The 21,333-nt window shown below is 39.3% G+C and carries 16 protein-coding genes; 10 read left to right on the top strand and 6 right to left on the bottom strand.

Annotation, left to right across the window (positions count from 1 at the left end):
- Nucleotides 1–19 precede the first annotated feature (19 nt).
- From M1F14_RS09325 to M1F14_RS09315, 3 genes are read right to left on the bottom strand one after another with little or no spacing between them, the layout of a single operon-like run.
- Complete coding sequence (locus M1F14_RS09325; RefSeq protein ID WP_071548307.1) at nucleotides 20–1,015, bottom strand: D-cysteine desulfhydrase; 996 nt, start codon at nucleotides 1,013–1,015, stop codon at nucleotides 20–22.
- Nucleotides 1,016–1,030: 15 nt separating this feature from the next.
- Nucleotides 1,031–2,455: a Na+/H+ antiporter NhaC family protein gene (locus M1F14_RS09320; RefSeq protein ID WP_042845248.1), complete on the bottom strand. Its 1,425-nt coding sequence runs from the start codon at nucleotides 2,453–2,455 to the stop codon at nucleotides 1,031–1,033.
- Nucleotides 2,456–2,495: 40 nt separating this feature from the next.
- Entirely contained in the window at nucleotides 2,496–3,641 is a 1,146-nt protein-coding gene (locus M1F14_RS09315; RefSeq protein WP_042845250.1) for a PLP-dependent aspartate aminotransferase family protein, read from the bottom strand.
- Between the two features lie 551 nt (nucleotides 3,642–4,192).
- Here M1F14_RS09315 and dbpA point away from each other — a divergent pair.
- Complete coding sequence (gene dbpA / locus M1F14_RS09310; protein ID WP_181468682.1) at nucleotides 4,193–5,566, top strand: ATP-dependent RNA helicase DbpA; 1,374 nt, start codon at nucleotides 4,193–4,195, stop codon at nucleotides 5,564–5,566.
- Nucleotides 5,567–5,624: 58 nt separating this feature from the next.
- On the opposite strand, the gene M1F14_RS09305 is transcribed toward dbpA, so the two are convergent.
- Nucleotides 5,625–6,068, bottom strand: coding sequence for a PACE efflux transporter (locus M1F14_RS09305; protein WP_042845253.1), 444 nt, complete (start codon nucleotides 6,066–6,068; stop codon nucleotides 5,625–5,627).
- Nucleotides 6,069–6,168: 100 nt separating this feature from the next.
- On the opposite strand from M1F14_RS09305, the gene M1F14_RS09300 reads away from it, so the two are divergent.
- From M1F14_RS09300 to cfa, 4 genes are all read left to right on the top strand, one after another.
- Nucleotides 6,169–7,056 (top strand): LysR family transcriptional regulator, encoded by an 888-nt coding sequence (locus M1F14_RS09300; RefSeq protein ID WP_042845255.1) that lies wholly within the window; start codon nucleotides 6,169–6,171, stop codon nucleotides 7,054–7,056.
- Between the two features lie 157 nt (nucleotides 7,057–7,213).
- On the top strand, nucleotides 7,214–8,461 hold the full coding sequence (gene codB, locus M1F14_RS09295) for a cytosine permease (RefSeq protein WP_042845257.1): 1,248 nt from the start codon (nucleotides 7,214–7,216) through the stop codon (nucleotides 8,459–8,461).
- Nucleotides 8,454–9,749, top strand: coding sequence for a cytosine deaminase (locus tag M1F14_RS09290; protein ID WP_042845259.1), 1,296 nt, complete (start codon nucleotides 8,454–8,456; stop codon nucleotides 9,747–9,749). The genes codB and M1F14_RS09290 overlap by 8 nt, the downstream gene beginning before the upstream one ends.
- A 443-nt stretch (nucleotides 9,750–10,192) precedes the next feature.
- On the top strand, nucleotides 10,193–11,356 hold the full coding sequence (cfa, locus tag M1F14_RS09285) for a cyclopropane fatty acyl phospholipid synthase (RefSeq protein WP_042845262.1): 1,164 nt from the start codon (nucleotides 10,193–10,195) through the stop codon (nucleotides 11,354–11,356).
- A 313-nt stretch (nucleotides 11,357–11,669) separates the two neighbouring features.
- On the opposite strand, the gene M1F14_RS09280 is transcribed toward cfa, so the two are convergent.
- Entirely contained in the window at nucleotides 11,670–11,861 is a 192-nt protein-coding gene (locus M1F14_RS09280; RefSeq protein WP_225832987.1) for a hypothetical protein, read from the bottom strand.
- A gap of 17 nt (nucleotides 11,862–11,878) precedes the next feature.
- Entirely contained in the window at nucleotides 11,879–12,502 is a 624-nt protein-coding gene (locus tag M1F14_RS09275; RefSeq protein WP_181468683.1) for an NAD(P)H-binding protein, read from the bottom strand.
- A gap of 444 nt (nucleotides 12,503–12,946) precedes the next feature.
- On the opposite strand from M1F14_RS09275, the gene M1F14_RS09270 reads away from it, so the two are divergent.
- The 5 genes from M1F14_RS09270 (at nucleotide 12,947) to M1F14_RS09250 (ending at nucleotide 21,195) form a co-directional block, all read left to right on the top strand.
- Nucleotides 12,947–13,702: a Slam-dependent surface lipoprotein gene (locus M1F14_RS09270; RefSeq protein WP_042845264.1), complete on the top strand. Its 756-nt coding sequence runs from the start codon at nucleotides 12,947–12,949 to the stop codon at nucleotides 13,700–13,702.
- 75 nt (nucleotides 13,703–13,777) lie between these two features.
- Entirely contained in the window at nucleotides 13,778–15,232 is a 1,455-nt protein-coding gene (locus tag M1F14_RS09265; RefSeq protein ID WP_048608007.1) for a porin family protein, read from the top strand.
- A 25-nt stretch (nucleotides 15,233–15,257) separates the two neighbouring features.
- Nucleotides 15,258–18,221 carry a TonB-dependent receptor plug domain-containing protein gene (locus M1F14_RS09260; RefSeq protein ID WP_181468684.1) on the top strand — a complete coding sequence of 988 codons (2,964 nt, stop codon included), beginning with the start codon at nucleotides 15,258–15,260 and terminating at the stop codon, nucleotides 18,219–18,221.
- Nucleotides 18,222–18,793: 572 nt separating this feature from the next.
- Entirely contained in the window at nucleotides 18,794–20,353 is a 1,560-nt protein-coding gene (locus M1F14_RS09255; RefSeq protein WP_048608009.1) for a sulfatase-like hydrolase/transferase, read from the top strand.
- A 122-nt stretch (nucleotides 20,354–20,475) separates the two neighbouring features.
- The gene (locus M1F14_RS09250) at nucleotides 20,476–21,195 is read left to right on the top strand and encodes an oligogalacturonate-specific porin KdgM family protein (protein WP_042845267.1); all 720 of its coding nucleotides are present in this window, start codon (nucleotides 20,476–20,478) and stop codon (nucleotides 21,193–21,195) included.
- The last annotated feature ends 138 nt before the right edge of the window (nucleotides 21,196–21,333 follow it).

Here is a 21,333-nt window from a genome sequence, read left to right as displayed (position 1 = left end):
GCATTATTAATAAGTATATTTAAATACTTGCCACATTAATTTCAGAGTAAGCAAACATAGCGGGTGAACCGCCAGTATGAATAAAGAGTAATGGCTGATTGCCACCAATCGTTTCTTTTAAAATATTATCAATTAACCCTGCCATTGCTTTGCCTGTATAAACAGGGTCAAGTAAAATCCCTTCTTTTCTCGCCAATAGTTCAACTGCTTGTTGGCCTTTATCATTAGGCATTCCATAACAAGGGGCAAAATATTGATCCCATAATTTAATTTCAGGTAATGCTGAAAGATTAAATTGCACGGCAAGTTGATTAAGTAAATATTCAACTTTAGGCTTTTGTTGTTCTACCGTGCGAGAAACTGTAACCCCTATGACTGGGGTATGTGGTAAAAACGCTTGTAAACCAACTGCCAACCCCGCATGTGTTCCAGCACTCCCTGAGGCCACAATTACAGCCGCAAACTCGATTTCTTTTGGTTTTTGCTGCACAATTTCTAAAGCACAATTGACATAACCTATTGACCCTAATACGTTTGAACCACCTACAGGAATAATATAACTACCTTGCAAATTTAGTTTTTCAATAAGTTCCTGCAGTTGTGTATTTGGGTCTGTCAGTTCATCACAAAAATAACAATCCGCATTAAATAAGTCGGTTAGCAGCTTATTTCCATTATTCAAAAATAGTGAATTATGGCTTCGTATTGGGTTTTCTAATAGTGCAACACACTGTAAGCCATACATTGCAGCAATAGCTGCTGTTTGGCGAACATGATTAGATTGAATAGCCCCCGCGGTAACGATAACCTTGGCTTTTTTACTCAATGCATCTGCAAAAAGATATTCTAATTTACGAAGTTTATTTCCCCCCATAGCAAGGGGGGTCATGTCATCACGTTTAATATAAATATCACGGCCTAGATACTCTGAAATATTATGTAATTTCATTAAGGGAGTTACCCCATGAAGTAAATCTATTTTGGTAATAGCCGAGATTTTTTCTTGAAAATTCATTTTTAACGTATCCCGCTAATAAGTAAAACCTAAATAGAGATAAACCATTAACGCAAAGACAGCTGTTACGGTGGCATAAGGCATTTGAGTACGAATATGTTCAATATGGTCGCAATCCGTTGCCATTGAAGCCACAATCGCATCACTGGATATTGGAGAAGTCATATCGCCATAAATAGAACCCGCAATAGCTGCACCAATCATATATTCAATAGGCATACCGACGGAAATCCCTAGTTGAACGCCAATCGGGATCATAATGGCAAATGTTCCCCATGATGTTCCCGTTGCAAGAGACATCACCGCACTAATTAAGAAAATAAACCCTATTGAAAATGCAGGTGAAATAACTCCTGATGTAATTTCTGCAATATAGGCCCCGGTATTTAAATCTGAAGATACGGTCCCCATTAAAAATGCCAAAATCATCACAGAGCTAATTTTGACCATGCTGGCATAGCCGATATACAGTTCTTTAAAAAAAGTCTCAATGTTCAATACACGACGAGCTAAGAACCAAACAAAAGAAACTAAAGTTCCAAACATGACGCCCCAATATACCGAAGTTGAGCCACTACCTTTGCTAAAATCGCCATTACCAGTGATATAAAGCGCAAGAGGTACCATTAATACTGTAGATAGAATAGGAATAAAGAAATTAAGGGATGTATGGCAGTTAGGGTGGTCAATAATATCTTCATCATCCTGTTCTGTTTCTTCTGCCGCCAACATTGTCAAAGCCTGTTCTTGCGCACGTAAATCGGCTTTTTTCATTGGCCCCCAAGATGTATTAGAGAAGATATAAAACAATACTGATGCTAAAGAAAACCACGCCATGATATTAAATACCATTGAGCTCGCTAAAATTTCAAATGGTTCTCCTGTGATGAAACCTTTGGATATTTGTACGCCAATCACCCCCATCATTGCCGCCCCCCAACCGTTAATCATGGCTGAAGAACAAACTGAAACACAGGATGTTTGAACAATATATGACATTTTCTCAGGCGATACGCCGTATTTTTTAGCTAGTGTTTTAGTTGAAGCCCCTGCGATTAATTGATTAATCGAACTTTCGATAAAAATTAATGAGGTTATAATCATCGCCATTAATTGAACGGCTTTTTTATTTTTAATTAATTTTGTTTTATTCGTTAATAACCTAACCAGTGATTTTACGCCCCCAGTAACAACAACCAGTCGCATAATACCGCCAATCATTACCATAAATAGAATTGTTTTTGTATTCCCTGGTGAAGCAAACGTATTAATAATACCATCAAGTGTCCCATTCACACCTAATAATATATTGTGATCATGTATAACGGTAAAACCGACTAATATTCCCAGTAATAATGATAATATAACTTGTCGTGTAAAAATGGCTAAAAGTATTGTCACCATTGGCGTGACAATAGTCCAAATCCCATAATCATTCATTAGATGCTCTCTTATTATATTTTATTGTGATTTTAATAAATTAAGATAATGCGTTTTCTAAATCATTTAATAAGTCAGTAATATCTTCAATGCCTACAGATAAACGTAATGTCGTATCATAAACACCAATACTTTCTCTTTCTTCTTTTGTCATTGAGCCATGGGACATAGTTGCAGAATGATTCACCATACTTTCTACACCACCAAGAGACTCAGCTAATACAAAGTACTTCACTTTAGATAAGAAATACTTTGTATCTTCAATATCGCCTTTTAATTTAATCGTGACGACCGCCCCACCAGTACGCATTTGTTTTTTACATAGTTCATATTGTGGATGCGAAGACAGCCCTGGGTAATAAACTTGTTCAACCTTTGGGTGTGTAGATAAATATTTTGCAACTTGTTCTGCGTTACAGCATTGTGCTGACATGCGAAGTGCTAATGTTTTAAGTCCACGTAAAGCTAGATACGCATCAAAAGGAGAAGCAATCGCGCCTAGTGTGGTTTTCAAAAAATCTAGACGATTCGCTAGCTCATCACTCTGAGTAATCACTGCACCACCAATTAAATCAGAGTGGCCACCTATATATTTACTCGCCGATAGCATCACTAAATCAGCACCTAATTCCAACGGTTTTTGATTCCATGCCGTAGCGAATGTATTATCAACACAAGTTAAAATATGATGCTTTTTAGCTAATGAACAAATTGCTTTAATATCAACTAATTCTAATAATGGGTTTGTTGGGCTTTCTATCCAAATTAAACGGGTGTTTTCTTTTATTTTTGCTTTAACTTCTTCCAGATTATTAAGGTCAACATAGTCTATTTGGTGCCCACAATTTAATGTTGAGACGCGTTCAAATAACCTAAACGTTCCACCATAAACCCCTTTCATCGCAATAATATGCGAATCTTTAGGTAATAAGTTTAATACTAAGCTCGAAGCGGCAACACCTGAGGCGGTTGCTGTTGCATAAACCCCACCTTCAATTTCAGCTAGTAAGGTTTCATATGCATAACGTGTTGGGTTACTACAACGTGAATAACAATATTCTCCATGATCTGTTAAGCTTTGTTGAACAAAAGTACTGGCCGTTGTAATTGCAGGGAAAATAGCGTGATTAACTGCATCTTGCTGCTTTCCACCATGAATTAAAATTGTAGCGATATTCTTAGTCATTATCTAAACCCAGTAATAGTAAAATAAAGAACGATATATTTATATTTGTTGCTAAAAGGAATATGCCACAGAGAAATAGAAAATTTTTTCTAAAAATTGATGACATGTTGCAAATTAAGAGAAAATTTTTCTAAACTGAGTTTAATAACATTAAAAATCAATAAATTACTATAATTACAATAAATGAGTTCAGCGTCACAATATTATTATTTAGTCACTTAACGAATAGAAAAAAGGCAGCAAAGAAGCTATAACCAATTAAAAACAAACAATAAATGTATGTGAGAAGTTAAATATATCAGTGTCACATGTAATCAATCAGTATCAATATTTAAATAAATTTAACTTATTTCTTAGGGGATTTGCTTATTCCCCCTCTATCAATACTACTGAACATGGGTTTAAGAGAATTTTATTCTCTTTGCTTTAAAATTAAAATAGATCATTGGATTAACTATTCTAGTTAAGTATTCAGAATTAAAAACAGACAGCGCAACGCTAGGATAGTATCATTAGCATCATTAGCCTTTTATTCTATTTGAGATTTTATAGTGACTTCATTTGCTGACCTTAACGCTCTTTCTGCTGAACAACTTTCTAACCTACAAGAATTAGGTTATCTCAGTATGACCCCTATCCAAGCCGCCGCCCTTCCGCCAATCCTTGCCGGAAAAGATATTCGAGCACAGGCTAAAACGGGGAGTGGCAAAACCGCAGCGTTTGGTCTGGGGTTATTGCAACATATCGATGCTAAGTTGTTTAAAACACAATCATTAGTCTTATGCCCTACTCGTGAACTCGCAGAGCAAGTGGCAAACGAACTACGTCGGCTAGCACGTGCAATTCCTAATATTAAGATTTTAACCCTGTGTGGTGGCGTCCCATTTAGCATACAACGGGATTCCCTCGCCCATGCTGCACATATCATTGTCGCAACGCCGGGCCGTTTACTTGACCATTTAAACCGTGAAACCGTTCAGTTAGATGCTTTGCAGACTCTAGTGTTAGATGAAGCTGATAGAATGTTAGATATGGGTTTTATGCCTGACATAGAAACCGTGATTGATTACTCCCCAGTGAATCGTCAAACCTTATTATTTTCAGCAACTTGGCCAGATGAAATCGCACGTATCAGTCAGCAAATCCAGCACGAACCACAAACTATTGAAATTAATAGCATTGACGAATTACCCGCTGTCGAACAACAGTTCTATGAAGTTTCACGTCATGGGAAGATAGCCCTATTGCAAAAATTATTAAGCCGTGAGAAACCTGCATCCTGCGTAATTTTTTGCAATACTAAAAAAGATTGCCAAGCCGTATTTGACGCTCTAACAGAGAGTAAACAGAGTGTTTTAGTACTACATGGTGACATGGAACAACGTGACCGCGACCAGACTCTAATACGTTTTGCCAATAGCAGTAGCCGCGTTTTAGTCGCAACAGATGTTGCTTCCCGTGGGTTAGATATCAAAGCACTAGAAATGGTGATTAACTATGAATTGTCATGGGACCCAGAAGTGCATATTCACCGCATTGGCCGAACTGCAAGAGCAGGAGAAAGCGGCCTAGCAATTAGCTTATGTGCACCTGAAGAAGCTCAACGCGCTAACGTGCTCGAAGAAATGCTAAATATGAAGCTCAATTGGCACGCTGAGCCTGAGGGGCTTCATATCACACCATTAGAAGCAACAATGGCAACATTGTGTATTGATGGCGGCAAAAAGGCCAAAATGCGCCCAGGCGATATTTTAGGAGCACTAACTGGTGATGTCGGTTTAGTAAGCGATGATATTGGTAAAATTGTTATCCATCCTACCCATGCCTATGTTGCCGTCAAACGCTCTGTTGCTCAACAAGCATGGAAACAATTGCAACAAGGGAAAATTAAAGGCAAAGCGGTTAAGGTTAGGTTACTAAAATAATATTGGGCAATCTGTGTTTCCTTCCGCAATAAAAAAGGAAGGAAACACGCTATTTGTTTTATGATACGGCTTTATTATCTTGTGGCAGAGCTGATTTAGGCAACCCAAAAATTTTATCGAAAGCCCAATTAAAAAAGAAAGTATAAATTGGGATAAAAATAATTAATGCAAAATCAAGTATTAACGCCTGTAAAAGACTAATCGAGAGCCACCATGCAATTAACGGTATTAAAAAAATTACCAGTGTTAATTGAAATAATATGGCATGCACAAACCGGCGCCTAAAGGTTCTAATTCGTGATTTTTGTTTTGACTCCCAATATTCAAACCCTGTATTAAAAATAAAATTCCAACTAACAGCAATCGTAGTTATCACCAATGCTAATGGCCCTGTTGTTCCCGCTGAATTCCCTGAAAGAAAGGCCAGTGCTAGCGCTGAAATCACCCACCCAACAACTTCATAGATAGTAACAAACACAATTTTCCGTTTAATTCCCTGCATATCTCCACCTCTAAATATATCGTCATCAATAGGTGGTAAAATAAATATAATTCAATGATAATAAAAGTCAGCTACTATCAATTTTATTGAAAGGTCTACCATGTCATTCAATAGTGACAATCTTATTATTTTCCTCACTGTTCTAGACAAAGGCTCATTTTCTGCCGCTGCAAGATCATTACAACGAGTCCCCTCGGCAGTCAGTATGGCAATAGCTAATCTTGAAGCAGAATTGGGTTTTGAGCTATTTGATCGTCACTCCCGTGAGCCCAAACCGACAGAGAAAGCCCTTTCATTAGCCCCCTATGCACGCCATATTATTGAAAACTTATCACAACTTAATACATTTTCCAGAGAGTTGACCCAAGGGGTAGAAAGCACTCTGGCTATAGGTGTTGCGGCAGGTATTAATTCAAATATACTCTTTGATGCTCTACGTGTTTTGAGCCAACGATATCCCTTGTTACATATTGAACTTGTTACCGCGCCCCAAGATGACCTATTACCACTACTACATAAAAAACAACTCCAGCTCGCTATTGTATTTGGTGGAATACATGTTAACTCTCAAGAACAATTTCATTATATTGGCGAGGAGTCTATTATTGCGACTATTTCGACAAAGCACCCTTCTTTGCAAGAAAGAACTTCACTTTATATTGAAGACCTCGTCGAAAGCCGACAAATTATTATTGGTAGCCGGCAGCACGAGCTCAGTGATATGCGCATTGTTGTTTCCAGCAACTATTGGAAAACAGATAGCTTTTCCCTAGCACTAGGCTTAGTCGAAGGGGGCATGGGCTGGGGGAATTTTCCCTTGTCCCTGATTAAAGATAAGCTAGCGACAGGGACTTTAAAGCCGTTACAGTTTAAAAATACGCCTAATGGTTTGAAGCTCCCTATTCATGTGGTTAGCTTAAAGAGCCATGCACTTAAACGCGGCGCACAAGAATGCATTGAATTACTGAAAAAAACACATCTTACATAAAAATTTTCATGACCCCTTCTGACTTATTTCCTTAAATTAAATTGCTTTTTAATAGATTAATTATTTTAATACCACCAACGAAAACGTTTGCTTTTTATTTTTCTGGCTATAAAATGCGTCGGATTTTTTTGCCCTGAAAAAATAATTGGAGACTATCGTGAGCGAAGATAAAAATTATAGTCATGGCCCCGTGCCCATATCCGCGCGAAAAGGCGGGCTAGCATTAACCTTTGTAATGCTAGGATTAACCTTCTTTTCCGCCAGTATGTGGACCGGAGGCGCTCTTGGTACCGGTCTTGATTTTCATGATTTCTTCCTCGCAGTACTCATCGGTAATCTTCTTCTTGGTATCTACACCGCATTTCTTGGTTTTATCGGTTCTAAAACTGGCTTAACAACCCACCTCCTTGCACGCTATTCTTTTGGTATCAAAGGTTCTTGGCTTCCTTCTTTCTTATTAGGCGGCACCCAAGTCGGCTGGTTTGGTGTTGGAGTTGCTATGTTTGCAATTCCTGTCGGGAAAGCTACTGGTTGGGATATTAATTGGCTAATTGGTATTTCAGGAGTCTTAATGACGGTGACTGTTATTTTCGGTATTTCTGCACTTACAGTTCTTTCTGTCGTTGCTGTCCCTGCTATCGCCATACTGGGCAGCTATTCCGTTTATCTTGCGGTTACTGATATGGGGGGCATGAATGCTTTACAATCAATTACCCCGACAAAACCAATTGATTTTAACCTTGCATTAGCCATGGTCGTAGGGTCTTTTGTGAGTGCAGGCACATTAACTGCTGATTTTGTTCGCTTTGGTCGTAGGCCAAAAATCGCCGTCCTCGTCGCCATTGTTGCCTTTTTCCTTGGTAATTCATTAATGTTTATCTTTGGCGCGGCAGGAGCCGCTTCATTGGGTATGGCAGACATTTCTGATGTTATGATTGCTCAAGGACTTTTATTACCCGCAATTATTGTTTTAGGGCTAAATATATGGACTACCAATGATAATGCCCTCTACGCATCTGGCTTAGGCTTTGCAAATATTACGGGGCTATCCAGCAAAACCTTATCTATCATCAACGGCTTAATAGGTACTTTATGTGCTTTATGGCTATATAATAATTTTGTTGGTTGGCTCACTTTCTTATCTGCCGCTATTCCTCCAATTGGGGGAATTATCATTGCAGATTTCTTAATGTATCGTCACCGTTATAGCACCTTCGATAGCAATAAAATGCGTGATGTTAACGTTAGTGCATTATTGGCCGTTGCTGCTGGTGTCATTGCAGGTAATTATTTACCTGGGATTGTCCCAGTTAATGCCGTGCTCGGTGGCGCATTATGTTACGCTGTTCTTAACCCATTATTAAATCGCCGCCGCACAACAGACTCGGAGATGACACGTGCTTAATCAAACTTTCAAACATATTCATAATGCCCATTTAGCAGAACGTGATGGACTATGGCGCATTGATATCGAAAACAAAAAAATTCAAGCCATTGTGCCACAACCCGCCGGGGAAATATTGCCTGAAAGCTTGGATGCTGAAGGTGGTTTAGTGACTGCTCCCTTTGTTGAGCCACATATCCATTTAGATACAACGCAAACTGCTGGGCAACCTAGCTGGAACCAATCAGGCACCTTATTTGAAGGTATTGAGCGCTGGGCTGAACGTAAAGCAATGTTGACTCACAATGATGTTAAAAGCCGAGCGTGGCAAACATTAAAATGGCAAATTGCTAATGGAATTCAACATGTTCGTACCCATGTGGATGTTTCTGACCCCACATTAACAGCCCTGAAAGCCATGTTAGAAGTTAAGCAAGAAATCGCCCCTTGGGTCGACTTACAAATTGTCGCCTTTCCACAAGAAGGGATTTTGTCATATCCAAATGGCGAAGCCCTATTAGAGGAAGCATTACGCTTAGGCGCAGATGTGGTAGGAGCAATTCCACATTTTGAGTTTACCCGCGAGTATGGTGTTGAGTCGTTACATAAAACCTTTGCACTGGCTCAGAAATACGACCGCTTAATTGATGTGCATTGTGACGAAATCGATGACGAACAATCACGCTTTGTGGAAACCGTAGCCGCATTAGCGCATGCACAAGGGATGGGGGCTCGTGTGACTGCTAGTCATACAACTGCCATGCATTCCTATAATGGCGCTTACACTTCGCGTTTATTCCGTTTATTGAAAATGTCAGGGATTAACTTTGTCGCGAACCCACTCGTCAATATTCACTTACAAGGCCGATTTGATACTTACCCTAAGCGCCGTGGTATTACACGTGTTAAAGAGATGCTAGCAGCAGATATTAATGTTTGCTTCGGTCACGATGATGTATTTGACCCTTGGTATCCTCTCGGTACAGCAAATATGCTGCAAGTGCTACATATGGGGTTACATGTTTGCCAGTTAATGGGTTATCAACAAATCAATGATGGGCTGAAGTTAATTAGTGAATACAGTGCGCGTACATTGGCTTTAGCTGACTATGGTATTGGTGAAGGGAAGCGGGCTAACCTGCTAGTTTTACCTGCCGAAAATGGTTTTGATGCGGTACGCCGACAAGTCCCTGTTCGCTATTCTATCCGTGATGGGCGTGTGATAGCCAATACTCAACCTGCGGTAACACAAATCCAGCTTGAGCAAGCCGAAATTATCAATTACGGTTATTCAGATCGAACTAAATAAGTTATTTAGCCGTTTAAATGGTTCTCTGTGGCCAACAGGTGAACCATTTAAGCTGTCTTCCTATATTTCATTCCCCCCATTTTAAATTTGCTGTTCATCTTTCATACCATTGCCATATTTATATACTAAGCTTATTATTTACATAGTTGATTTCTATAAAATATTGACAATTTTTGATAAGCAATAAACGTCTAGTTACCCCTTATTTTTGGTTATAAGTGCCATTTATAAAAATTAAGTGCAATTTTTATTGAAATTAAACCTGAAGGTTTTATATTTTTTAAAGAGTTATCTAAAACTGGATTTGAGCTTTATTTATAGCAACAATAACGCTAATACACTGACTGTCATACCGTGGTGGTCAATATTCCTGTTTTGCTGTACCGCGAATACGTCACAAATAAAGTTCTCTGAATCCCACTTTGACAAAAATTGGAGATCAGATGAGTACTGAAAATGTAGTTAACCAGAAAGCCTCTATCGACTCTTGGCGGCGTATTGCTTCAGAGCTATTAAATGAAGCAGGCATTGAAATTAATGGTTCCCGCCCTTTCGATATACAAGTTCATAATAACCAATTCTTTAAACGTGTCCTACAACACGGTTCAATAGGGTTGGGTGAAAGCTATATGGATGGCTGGTGGGATTGCGAGCGGTTGGATATGTTTTTTCAGCGCGTTTTACGCCATGGGCTTGATAACAAATTACCCCATCATTTCAGTGATACGTTGAAAGTCGCTGTAGCACGAGTGCGAAATTTACAAACCCTAAAACGGGCTCGTATCGTTGGTGAAGAGCATTACGATCTAGGTAACGATTTATTTTCTTTGATGCTAGACCCTTACATGCAATATTCCTGTGGTTACTGGAAAGGCTTAGACCATAGCCCTGAAAACCTCCCTCTAGCTCAAGAACAAAAATTAAATTTAATTTGTGAAAAATTACAATTAAAACCAGGTATGCGGTTACTTGATATTGGCTGTGGTTGGGGGGGTCTTGCTGCCTATGCAGCTAAACATTTTGGCGTTTCCGTCACTGGTGTCACAATTTCAGCTGAACAGCAAAAATATGCACAGGCTCGTTGTGCTGATATGGATGTCAAAATTTTATTAGAAGATTATCGAAACCTTAATGACCAATTCGACCGTATTGTTTCAGTGGGTATGTTTGAACATGTTGGGCCAAAAAACTACGCAACCTATTTTGATGTTGTCCAACGTAATTTAGCCTCCAATGGTTTATTTCTCCTTCACACCATTGGGTCTAATCGCAATAAAGTTAATGTTGATGCGTGGATCAATAAATATATCTTTCCAAACGGCTGTTTACCCTCAATACAAAATATTGGCGAAAGTAGTGAAGGCAAATTAGTGATGGAGGATTGGCACAATTTTGGTGCGGATTACGACCATACACTGATGGCGTGGTATGCTCGTTTTCAATCAGCTTGGCCTGAGCTTGAAGCTAATTATACACCTCGTTTTAAGCGTATGTTTTCTTATTACCTCAATGCGTGTGCTGGTGCATTCCGAGCTCGCGATATTCAATTATGGCAAATTCTCTGGAGCCCACAGGGTGTTGAAGGTGGCTTACGTGTTGCCCGCTAAATGTTGAAATTGAATTAGGATTGCAAAAATAAGCTAAAAGAAAGTTCTGTCATCAGAGCTTTCTGGCTTATACCTATTTTACCCATTCAACCATTGTTCAACCAGTTGCAAGCTTTGTTGTATATTCTTCCTTATCATGTTGCACTTTAATGACCAGTAATGCCTAAAACCCTACTGTAATGAAACCAGTACTTGACAGCTTAACCCCGTGCTTTCCATAATAATTTCTAGGCTAATGCCTTGTTTAAGTAGCTTACTTGCCAAAACAATTGTTGCCTCTTGTCGTTCTTTTTTCTCGCCCTCGCTCAATGCCTTAAAGTAGACCTTCTTGGCGACCTTTATCCTGTAACCGCTGTGCAATATTCATTATAGTTTCCTTATGTTTTTCGGTTTGCTCCCCCAATGCCTGCACAATATGTTCGAAATTAGTGGAGTCCAACACAATGAACAAATAATTCACGATAGTCACGATATCATTATCGCTATTACAGTGTTGAGTGACCAAGCAAGGCCACTATCTGTTTAAGCTAATGCCAGCTCTGGCTGAATTATGCTATAGATTTGATTTTTAAGCGTAGTTTGTTGGGCTAGAAGATAAACATGTTCTGCTACGTCTGCCCGCATCACTAAACCGTGAACATCATCTACTTGTTGTAATATCGCTTTTCCTGTTGCTTGTCCGTGCAGTAAACCACCAGGGCGAACGATGACATAATCGAGAGAGCTCGTTTGTAACCATGATTCAGCAAGGGATTTTTCACGCACGGCTTGACCAAAAACGGTACGTGCCCGTAAAGACAAATATTGCCATGAATCACCGCATCCAAGCGATGTCACGAGAACCATGCGAGATATACCAGCCTGCTCGGCACAATCAATTACAGTGCGGTGAGCTAAATAATCCTGTGTTCCCCCCATCGTAGAAATAACCGTTGCTGAGGCGCCAGCTGCTTGGCAAGCTGCCGAAACGACGGCCTTATCACAAGCATCACCCCTAAACACCTGTATGCCTTGATCTTCTAGCATTTCGGCTGATTGAGAATTACGCACTATTGCGATAACAGGACGTTTATCCGTAACTGCCAGTTTAGCAACCATATTACCGACGCCTTTACCACCAGCGCCCAAAATTAACCAAGGACTCATTCTTGTACCCCTATCAATCTTTATGCCTGTAACTCATTAATATGCAACTTTGATTTAATCAAATTATCAATCTACTGCTCCTAGCCCGTCTATTTCATCCTACCCCCACAATAAAACATTACTTATTTTAATGTTTTATTGTGAAATACTATTTTTTACATTCATTAAAATGTGACTAATCTAACTTTTTTATTAAAAATTTTTTAAGTGAAAAATAAATAAAACAACAATTAATTTACAAAAAAATTTTTAATATCAATAGCTAACACACCAAATACCGAGCCTATCATATTGATACCCATAATAATATCAATGTTAATGCGAAGAATTATCATTTGCATTTATATTTTTATTTGATTTAATGACACCCGTTATATATCAGAAAAATGATAATTACCATACTAGTAATATCATTATTATCTTTAATTAAAATGGAGTATTCCGATGAAAAAGTTAAATGTTATTGCTCTAGCATTCGCAGCATGCGGAATGTCTTTTAGTACCTTCGCCGCTGTCGGTTCTGATCAAAGCCAGCCTTTTGATCCATCGGGCCCTTCCGTACAAGTAGGTGCCACAGAAGGTACTGCTGGAGGCCATGGTGGCGCAATTGGTGACCCTGGGATAGGAGTTCAAGCTGTCTATGGCGGCAAAACTATTTCTTTTTCTGGTTTAACAAAAATGGCTCCAAAACAAGCTGGAAATGAAGCCCATGTGATTTCAATGCCTAATACTCCTGGCAATCCAGCTACACACAACAAAATGGGCGTATTCAATTTTGCACAAGTTGCCAACGCTGAAATTTACTTTGGTGAATGGTCATCAACAGGCCAAGTCAATGACACCACACATACTGCTTATTACTCAGGTAAAGATGTTACTAGCAATATGCCAACGGCAGGAACTGCGGAATATTCAGTGAAAGGGATTAGCCAATACAACGGCGGTGCACTAGCGACGGGAACTTTGACGGCTAACTTTGGTAGCAAATCATTAGCAGGGAATATCGGTAGCACAAATATCGATGCCAAAATTAAAAATAACGCAACCTTCGCAGGGGATGCAACGCTAAATGGCGCTGTCGGTGAAGCTCGCGGTCACTTCTTTGGCGACCAAGCGAAACATATAGCGGGTGTGACTAAATTTAACGACCAAAGTAAAGATATGGCCTTTGGTGGGAGCCGAGGAGATATCTCCCAGTAACGTGTAAATCAATTTAGGTGGTCAACAAAGCATGATTGACAGTTGGCTGCCTACCTTTAATGCCGAAAACAACCTATGCAATATTTTTTACTTTTTTCCGTCACAACTATATTAGTACTTTCTTTCCCTACATTCTCAGCAAGTCTGGATACAGACCGAGAACAATTATTATGGCAGAAAGACAAACAAAACTATCGTGATAAAAGCGCCGTTGTTCCCGGCAAAGACCAACAGTTACTCCCTGATGACATGTCTATTAATCTTAGCGGTAAAACTTACACGCTGAGAAACAATGCCCAAGATTTAGGGCAAGCAATTTATTTAGCCATTAACCATCGGCAATTTCAGGATGTACAGCGTTTATTAAAACGCTATCAGGCTTTGTCTGACGCTGATCCGTTATTGATTTTATTTGCTAAAGCCGAAATAGAAAAATCGCAAAATCACTACCCTCAGGCCATTGCGTATTATCAACAGATATTAGCGTTATCCCCCCAATTTCTACGAGTCAAGTTGGAATTGGCTCGTGCCTATTTTGAAGACAACCAAAATAAAGAATCATTAGCGTTATTCCAAAGCCTAATTAACGATGAGACCCTCGCTTTGCCTGCTGGGGTTCAACAAACTATTCAACAGTTTATTGGCGCGATTGAAAACCGTACGGCTTGGACAGGAAGTTTATCTTTTGGATATAAATACAACAGTAATATTAATCAAGCCCCTAATAAAGATAAAGTTTGGCAAACGCCGGGCGGCACATGGAAAATGGCCAACCCAATCGCGTCTTCAGGGCTTACTTATGATGCTAGCCTCAGTAAAATTATCCCAATAACAGGAAACCATTCCCTTCAAATCAAGGGAACATCCTATGGTGATCGCTATCCACATTATGCTGAGTATAGTGAAAACACCTCATCTTTCGCTGCCTTATATCGCTTTAATAATGCAAATACAACCGTATCTTTGGGCCCGCAACTCGAACTAAAAACCGTCAATGAAAAGCGTCGATATTTAGGAATGGGGGGACGAATAGACGCAGATTATCAATTCACCCCTCAAGTGATCCTGACAACTTCAGCTGATTATCAACAACTTCATTATCAGAAACCCTATGACAGCGCTGATGGCTCGCGAACAGCACTTCATATGACGGGGATTTACGGTATTACACCTAATAGTTCCATATTTTTAGGTGCTGATGCCACTCGCGTAACCACTGAAGTTCGCAGTGACAACTATGACCAACTTGGCGCACGGGCTGGCTTTTATACGGTATTAACACCCGATATTCATTTCTTAGCATTAGCAACTTATCGAGAAAGCCAATTTGGTGCCTTCAACTATTTGCTAAATGTTAAGCGTCATGACCGTGAAACTATGTATTTTGCGCGATTAAATTTTCCAAATTACACACTACTGACCTTCACGCCTTATACCAGTTACCGCTTTCGAAATAATAAAAGCTCGGCAGATGGGATCTATTCCTACCATCAGCACGAGGTTTCAGTTGGGTTAGAAACCCGCTTTTAAGTGTTATGGCATAGAGAAAAACAAAATGTACAAATACAAATTAAAACCTATTACTACTGCAATTATTACCACCCTCTTTTTCCCAGCAACGACTCAAGCGGAAAAGAAAGAACATATTGGCACTATTACTGTTCAGGATTCCGCAAAAACTATCAAGGAACGAGACCAACAAGGCTACGATGATCAATATGATGCCAAGGGTTCTAAGGTATATTTAGGTAAAGATCTAGTTGAACGCTATAAAGGAACCAGCACCGCTGACGTACTAAATAGTGCAATTGGTGTATACAGTGGCGATGCGCGTAATAGTGGTGCATTAGACCCTAATGTCCGAGGTATTCAAGGTCAAGAGCGCGTCCCCGTCACAGTCGATGGCACAGAACAATCTTTAACCGTCTATCGTGGTTATAATGGCGCCAATAACCGTAATTATGTAGACCCTAACCTCATTAGCAGTATTGATATTGAAAAAAGTGGTTCACTGGTTAGCGATATCAAAACATCCGTTGGTGGTGGGATAGCAATTAGAACTATAGGAATAGATGATGTTGTCGCCCCCGATGAAAAATTTGGCTTTAGTTTAAAGCTAGAAACCAGTAGTAACTCGACACGAGAACGAGTACCAAACTTTGGATATGGTAGCGATTATCGAGATCACCCTGAGATCTATAAAAACAATAACTATGTTTTTTCAGACCCCGTCGTTAATATCACCCCAAAATCTCGCGGTAATGCGCAATTTTTCAATTTTAAAGATAACGGTGGGAGAATAGCAGTAGGTACCCGCCAAGAAAAATTTGATGTTATGGCGGCCTATGCATACCGCCGACAAGGCAACTATTTTGCTGGCAAAAAAGGCGCTCATCGCTACCAAGAAGCAATTCAGCTCAACGAACAACAAACAGTGCAACAGCAGCTAGGCCCAGACCCATACCTCCCTTTCGCAGCCAAAATATATGGTCCCGGGAAAGAGGTCACAAATACATCTAATGAATTAGAATCTTATTTAGTTAAAACAAATTTGTATCTCACTGAAAACCAAACATTACATTTAAGTTTTAGGCGCAGCGAAAGTACCTATGGTGAAATTATGCCTTCGCGTATCGGCTTTAAAGAAATTGAAGGGAAACAAGTGCTTCCTCAATGGCCATTAGCCCACTTTACGGTAAATGCCTATAATGCAGAATATGCATGGAAACCTGATGACAATCCATGGATTGATCTAAATGCCAATATCTGGATGACACACTCTGTTGGTGATACAAATACCTCAGGGGGTTACCCTCGTGAACCTAAAGAACGTGATTGGGGGTTTGAATACGGCTATGGAAACGGTAAAGACCCTAATATTGACGGTTCTTTAATTAATACTGCCGCAACAAACTCTGAAAATGACCGCATCGGTTTCAACTTGCGAAATACAATGGCACTTACACCAGATCTGGACTTAACGCTACGCGGGTCAATGCTTAAAGAAAAATTAGACTCTAATGATGTGCCCCCCTCCCAATCAGCTAGCCCCTTTATTGCTCTCCCCCGAAAAGGGCATCGGCAAGAGACAACCATTGCTTTTAACTTTAACTATAGGCCAACAACATGGTTAGAGCTTGATGCAGGCGCAAAATATATTGATGGTTGGACAGAAGATGATTACTTAAAAGAGCAAATGAGAAAACGCACCAATGGTTTTCAAAACCCTGATGAACGCCTTGCTAGAAGGATCAACTACAACCGAATTTTGACACAAGAAGAATATGACAAAGCCGTCGCTAAAGGTTATCAACCCTTTGGCGGTTCTTATCGTAATAAACAAATTTTAACTGAGGTATTAGGGCTTGATGATGTAGATTACCATGTTTATATCACCGAGAGAAAAGACCCTCAGCGACCAAACGAAAATGGCGTTTTAGACGTCAGTTTCCGTACTGACTGGAAATCGGATAAAGATGGCCGTTACACAACAAAAACGAACCCTTTCCACAATGGCACTATCGACCCACAAGCACGCGCAATTGACCCCGTCACAGGTAAGGAAGTGTTTGTTTATAATAAAGCGTATGAACATCCAGCAAGCGAACTTAAGCGAAAACTCACAGAGGAAGAAAAATGGCAGTTTCCCGGCAAACAAAAAAGTCATGGCTGGGCCCCTGCTTTTGGTGCAAATATCTGGTTATCGGATAATGACCGAGTTTATGCACGCTATATCGAAACAATACGTTTACCAAGTATTTTTGAAAACAGTATCGGCTTTGCAGGCTCAAGTGAAGCCCGCAAAGAAAAAATGGTTTTTAAACCAGAACGAGCTAAAACCATGGAATTTGGCTATTCTCGTAACCTTCAAAGCTTATTAGGCGCTGAACGCCATGCAGATATAAAAATAGGTTACTACCACACTGTAATCGAAAATGCGTTTGACCGTGATGGTCGCCTTAACTTTATTCAAGTAAAAGAACATAAAACCGCAGGGATTGAAGCCCTCGCTCGTTATGATAATGGCGGGGTATTTATGGATATAGGTATTGATTACCGCTTGAAAAATGAAGTTTGCGATGACTCCGAGCCTGCAAAAGTAGACATTGGTAATCAATATAATATTTCCCAATGTACAACAGCTGGATTTCCCGGCGGCTTCTTGAGAACGCAGTTACAGCCCAAATATGCGATTAACTCGAACCTTGGGATGCGTTTTATGGATGAAAGCCTTGAAGTAGGAACTCGTTTACGTTACACCAGCAGCGTGCAAAATAAAGATGAAAAGAAAATGATGCAGCGTTACCCCGGTAGTTATTCAATGGCGAATAATAGCCCTATGCACTGGACTCCAACATTAACCGCCGATGCCTACGCTCGCTACCAAATAGATAAAAACATCAATGTTGAGTTTTTAGTTACCAATTTAACTGACCGTTATTATATCGACCCATTGACTCGTAGTATGATGCCAGCGCCTGGGCGCACATTACGCTTAGAATTAAATGCACAATTTTAATATTGGTTAGTTATTTATCATAAAAGGATACCCGTATTAATATGTAACGGATATCCTTAACTTATTTAAACGCCTTAACTCAAGTATCAATCTTTTTATCAAAGACCTGATATACCTTACCGCTCTATTATTTCTCTTATTCTAAAACGCATCATGATTCGACAGTAAGCCAAAGCCATCTTTACTTATTATTCTCGATCACCTAGGCGTTATTTAGTCTCTATAACCTTGAATAAACACACCTCATACTCCCCTCACCAGAACCAATGAAAGCAAATGAAAAATAAAAAGCTCACCTTATGCCAAATGAAAGTAAAAATGTAAAATTTGCAACCCTTATCACAAAATATCAATTAATAGTTCTAAATCATATAGATAAATATAAATCACCACACTTACACTATTTTGTTTTTCTTTCGAAACAAATCACAGTAGCTTTCGATTGGTCATTTTTTGTGATCATGACTTCAATTTCAACATTTTCGATCACTTACTTTTTGATATTATGCAAAAGTATAAATAATATATAAAAACACAAAACGAAAGAAAACGTAAACAAAGAGGAAGAAGCAATGACTGTTTCGCGCAGAAGCTTTATCAAAGGATTAGCAGCCAGCGGTGCAGCAATGTCGGTTTCTAGTCCCATTTTAGCCAACTCAGGGAAACCTTCTAATGGCATGCCAGCCCGTCCTGATAATGCTCCAAATTTATTGATCATTTTCCCAGATGAAATGCGTGCACATGCATTGCAATTTATGGGAGAAGATCCTTCGATTACACCTAACCTAAATAAGTTTGCCAAACAAGCTAAAGTAATGACACAAATGGCGTCTAACTACCCATTATGTTCACCATTTCGCGGCATGTTTATGACGGGTCAATATCCTGTTCGTAACGGCATAACAGGTAATGCTCATGACTATGGCGGTAAGGTCGGTATTGATTTATCTCCTTATTCGAAATGTTGGTCCGATGTATTGAAATCACTCGATTATAGTACAGGCTATATTGGAAAATGGCATTTGGATGCACCTTATGCCCCTTTTATTGAAAGTTATAATAACCCGATGGAAGGCCGTTATTGGAATGAATGGGCAGCACCTGATCGCCGCCATGGCTTTGATTTTTGGTACTCCTATGGCACTTATGACCTGCATATGAAGCCTATGTATTGGGGAAATGATACACCACGTGAGAAGCCAATTTATGTCGACCAGTGGGGGCCTGAACATGAAGCTGATATGGCTATCAAATTTCTACGCAATGAAGAGGGTAAATACCGAGATACATCGAAGCCATTTGCTTTAGTGGTTTCCATGAACCCTCCTCACTCCCCTTATGACCAAGTGCCACAAAAATATTTAGACGCTTACAAAGGAAAAACCTCACAAGAACTTAATACCAGACCAAATGTAAAATGGGATACTGAATATCAAGAAGGCTATGGTCCCCAATACTTTAAAGAGTATTTAGCGATGGTAAACGGCGTTGACGACCAATTTGGTCGCATCGTTGACGAACTAGAAAAACAAGGTCTTGCAGACAATACGTTAGTCGTCTTTTTCTCTGACCATGGTAGTTGTCTTGGTGCTAATGGGCAGGCAACTAAGAACAACCCTTATGAAGAGTCTATGCGCGTACCAATGATGTTCCGTTTACCCGGAAAAATCAAAGTAGGACAAGATGATGCATTGATGTCTGCGCCAGATATATACCCAACAATATTAGGGCTACTAGGGTTAGAACACTGGATCCCCGGCTCAGTTGAAGGGAGTAATTTAGCGGAGCGTATAGCAACAGGTGAAGGCGATACCGCTAATTCACAGCTATACCTGTTTATTCCTTATGGCGAACCTTCATTTGGTAAACGGGGGGTAAGAACTAAAACCCATACATTAGTTATTGATCGCCAAGATGGCCAGCCTCTGAAATATACTCTTTACGATAACGTAAATGACCCTTATCAAATGAAAAATGTCGCTGATGAGAATAAACCGCTTATCGATAAATTAATTAAAGAAGAGCTAGTTCCTTGGTTAGAAAAGACAGGTGATTCTTGGAGACCAAGTGAATTTATTACAGCAACAACAAATAAATTAAACAAAAAAGTCACAGAATGTGAAACTAAATAATTAATATTAATTTGCCACCTCTCCTTAGGTGGCAATTTCATAAAAAATAAAACAATAAATTCTCTAATAAAACAGGGAACTACTACCATCATGCTTAAAGCATACAGCTTGGAATAAAGATAATGAAAAAACTATTTATCACTAGTGCCGTATTATTTGCAGTTTCTTCACAATATGCACTCGCTAATAACTATAAAACGACAATTGAATACCGTCATCAATATTTAGATGCTTCTGGGAAAAGTGGCGACCGTATTAAAGCCTTTTTGGATACTGGGAAAAATATTGGCTTTGAGTTAGATGCTCGCTATGGAAATAAAGATGGCGCATATGATGCAATGAAAATTGATGGTTCTGAGTTTTCTGCATTTTATTATAAAAAACTCAATCCAAACCTCGTTGGCCTTGTTGGTGCATCTCTTGATTTTGATAAGCTCGGTCTAGTTTATGTTCCTTACGTCCGCTTAAACTATACGTTTGATAACGGTATTCGCTTACAAGGTCGTTATAAATGGAAGGTTTGGGATTATGGGCAAGTTGGTGAAAACGGCAGCAACTACCACTCTAAAGTTCAAGAATTTGATAGCTGGATTGGTTATAAATGGAATAATTTAGACTTACAATATCAATTAGACTTAATGTGGGAAATGGCTGATAACGCACAACCTATGTATAACAATAAGAAATTTGATTATCAACATAACGTGCGCCTACGTTATGATATTAAAGCTGATGATGGCGCATTATGGCGACCATTTGTTGAAGTAGGTAACGTGAAAGAAAATCGTTTCTCAAGCGACCGTCAAACCCGTTTCCGCGTTGGTATTCAATATACTTGGTAATTAAGCAGCGGTTATTATTAATCTAAAAACATTAAGACCTATTTCTGAAATATTGAATAGGTCTTTTTATTTAAAAAAACATTGAGCACCCTACATTCTACAGTAATAACAATAAAAAAAACCGGTTATGTTTTATTA

The organism is Providencia sp. PROV003, from assembly GCF_045040775.1.
Classification (GTDB): domain Bacteria; phylum Pseudomonadota; class Gammaproteobacteria; order Enterobacterales; family Enterobacteriaceae; genus Providencia; species Providencia huashanensis.
Note: the sequence above shows the minus strand (reverse complement) of the source record. Positions and strands in the feature narration are given on the sequence as shown.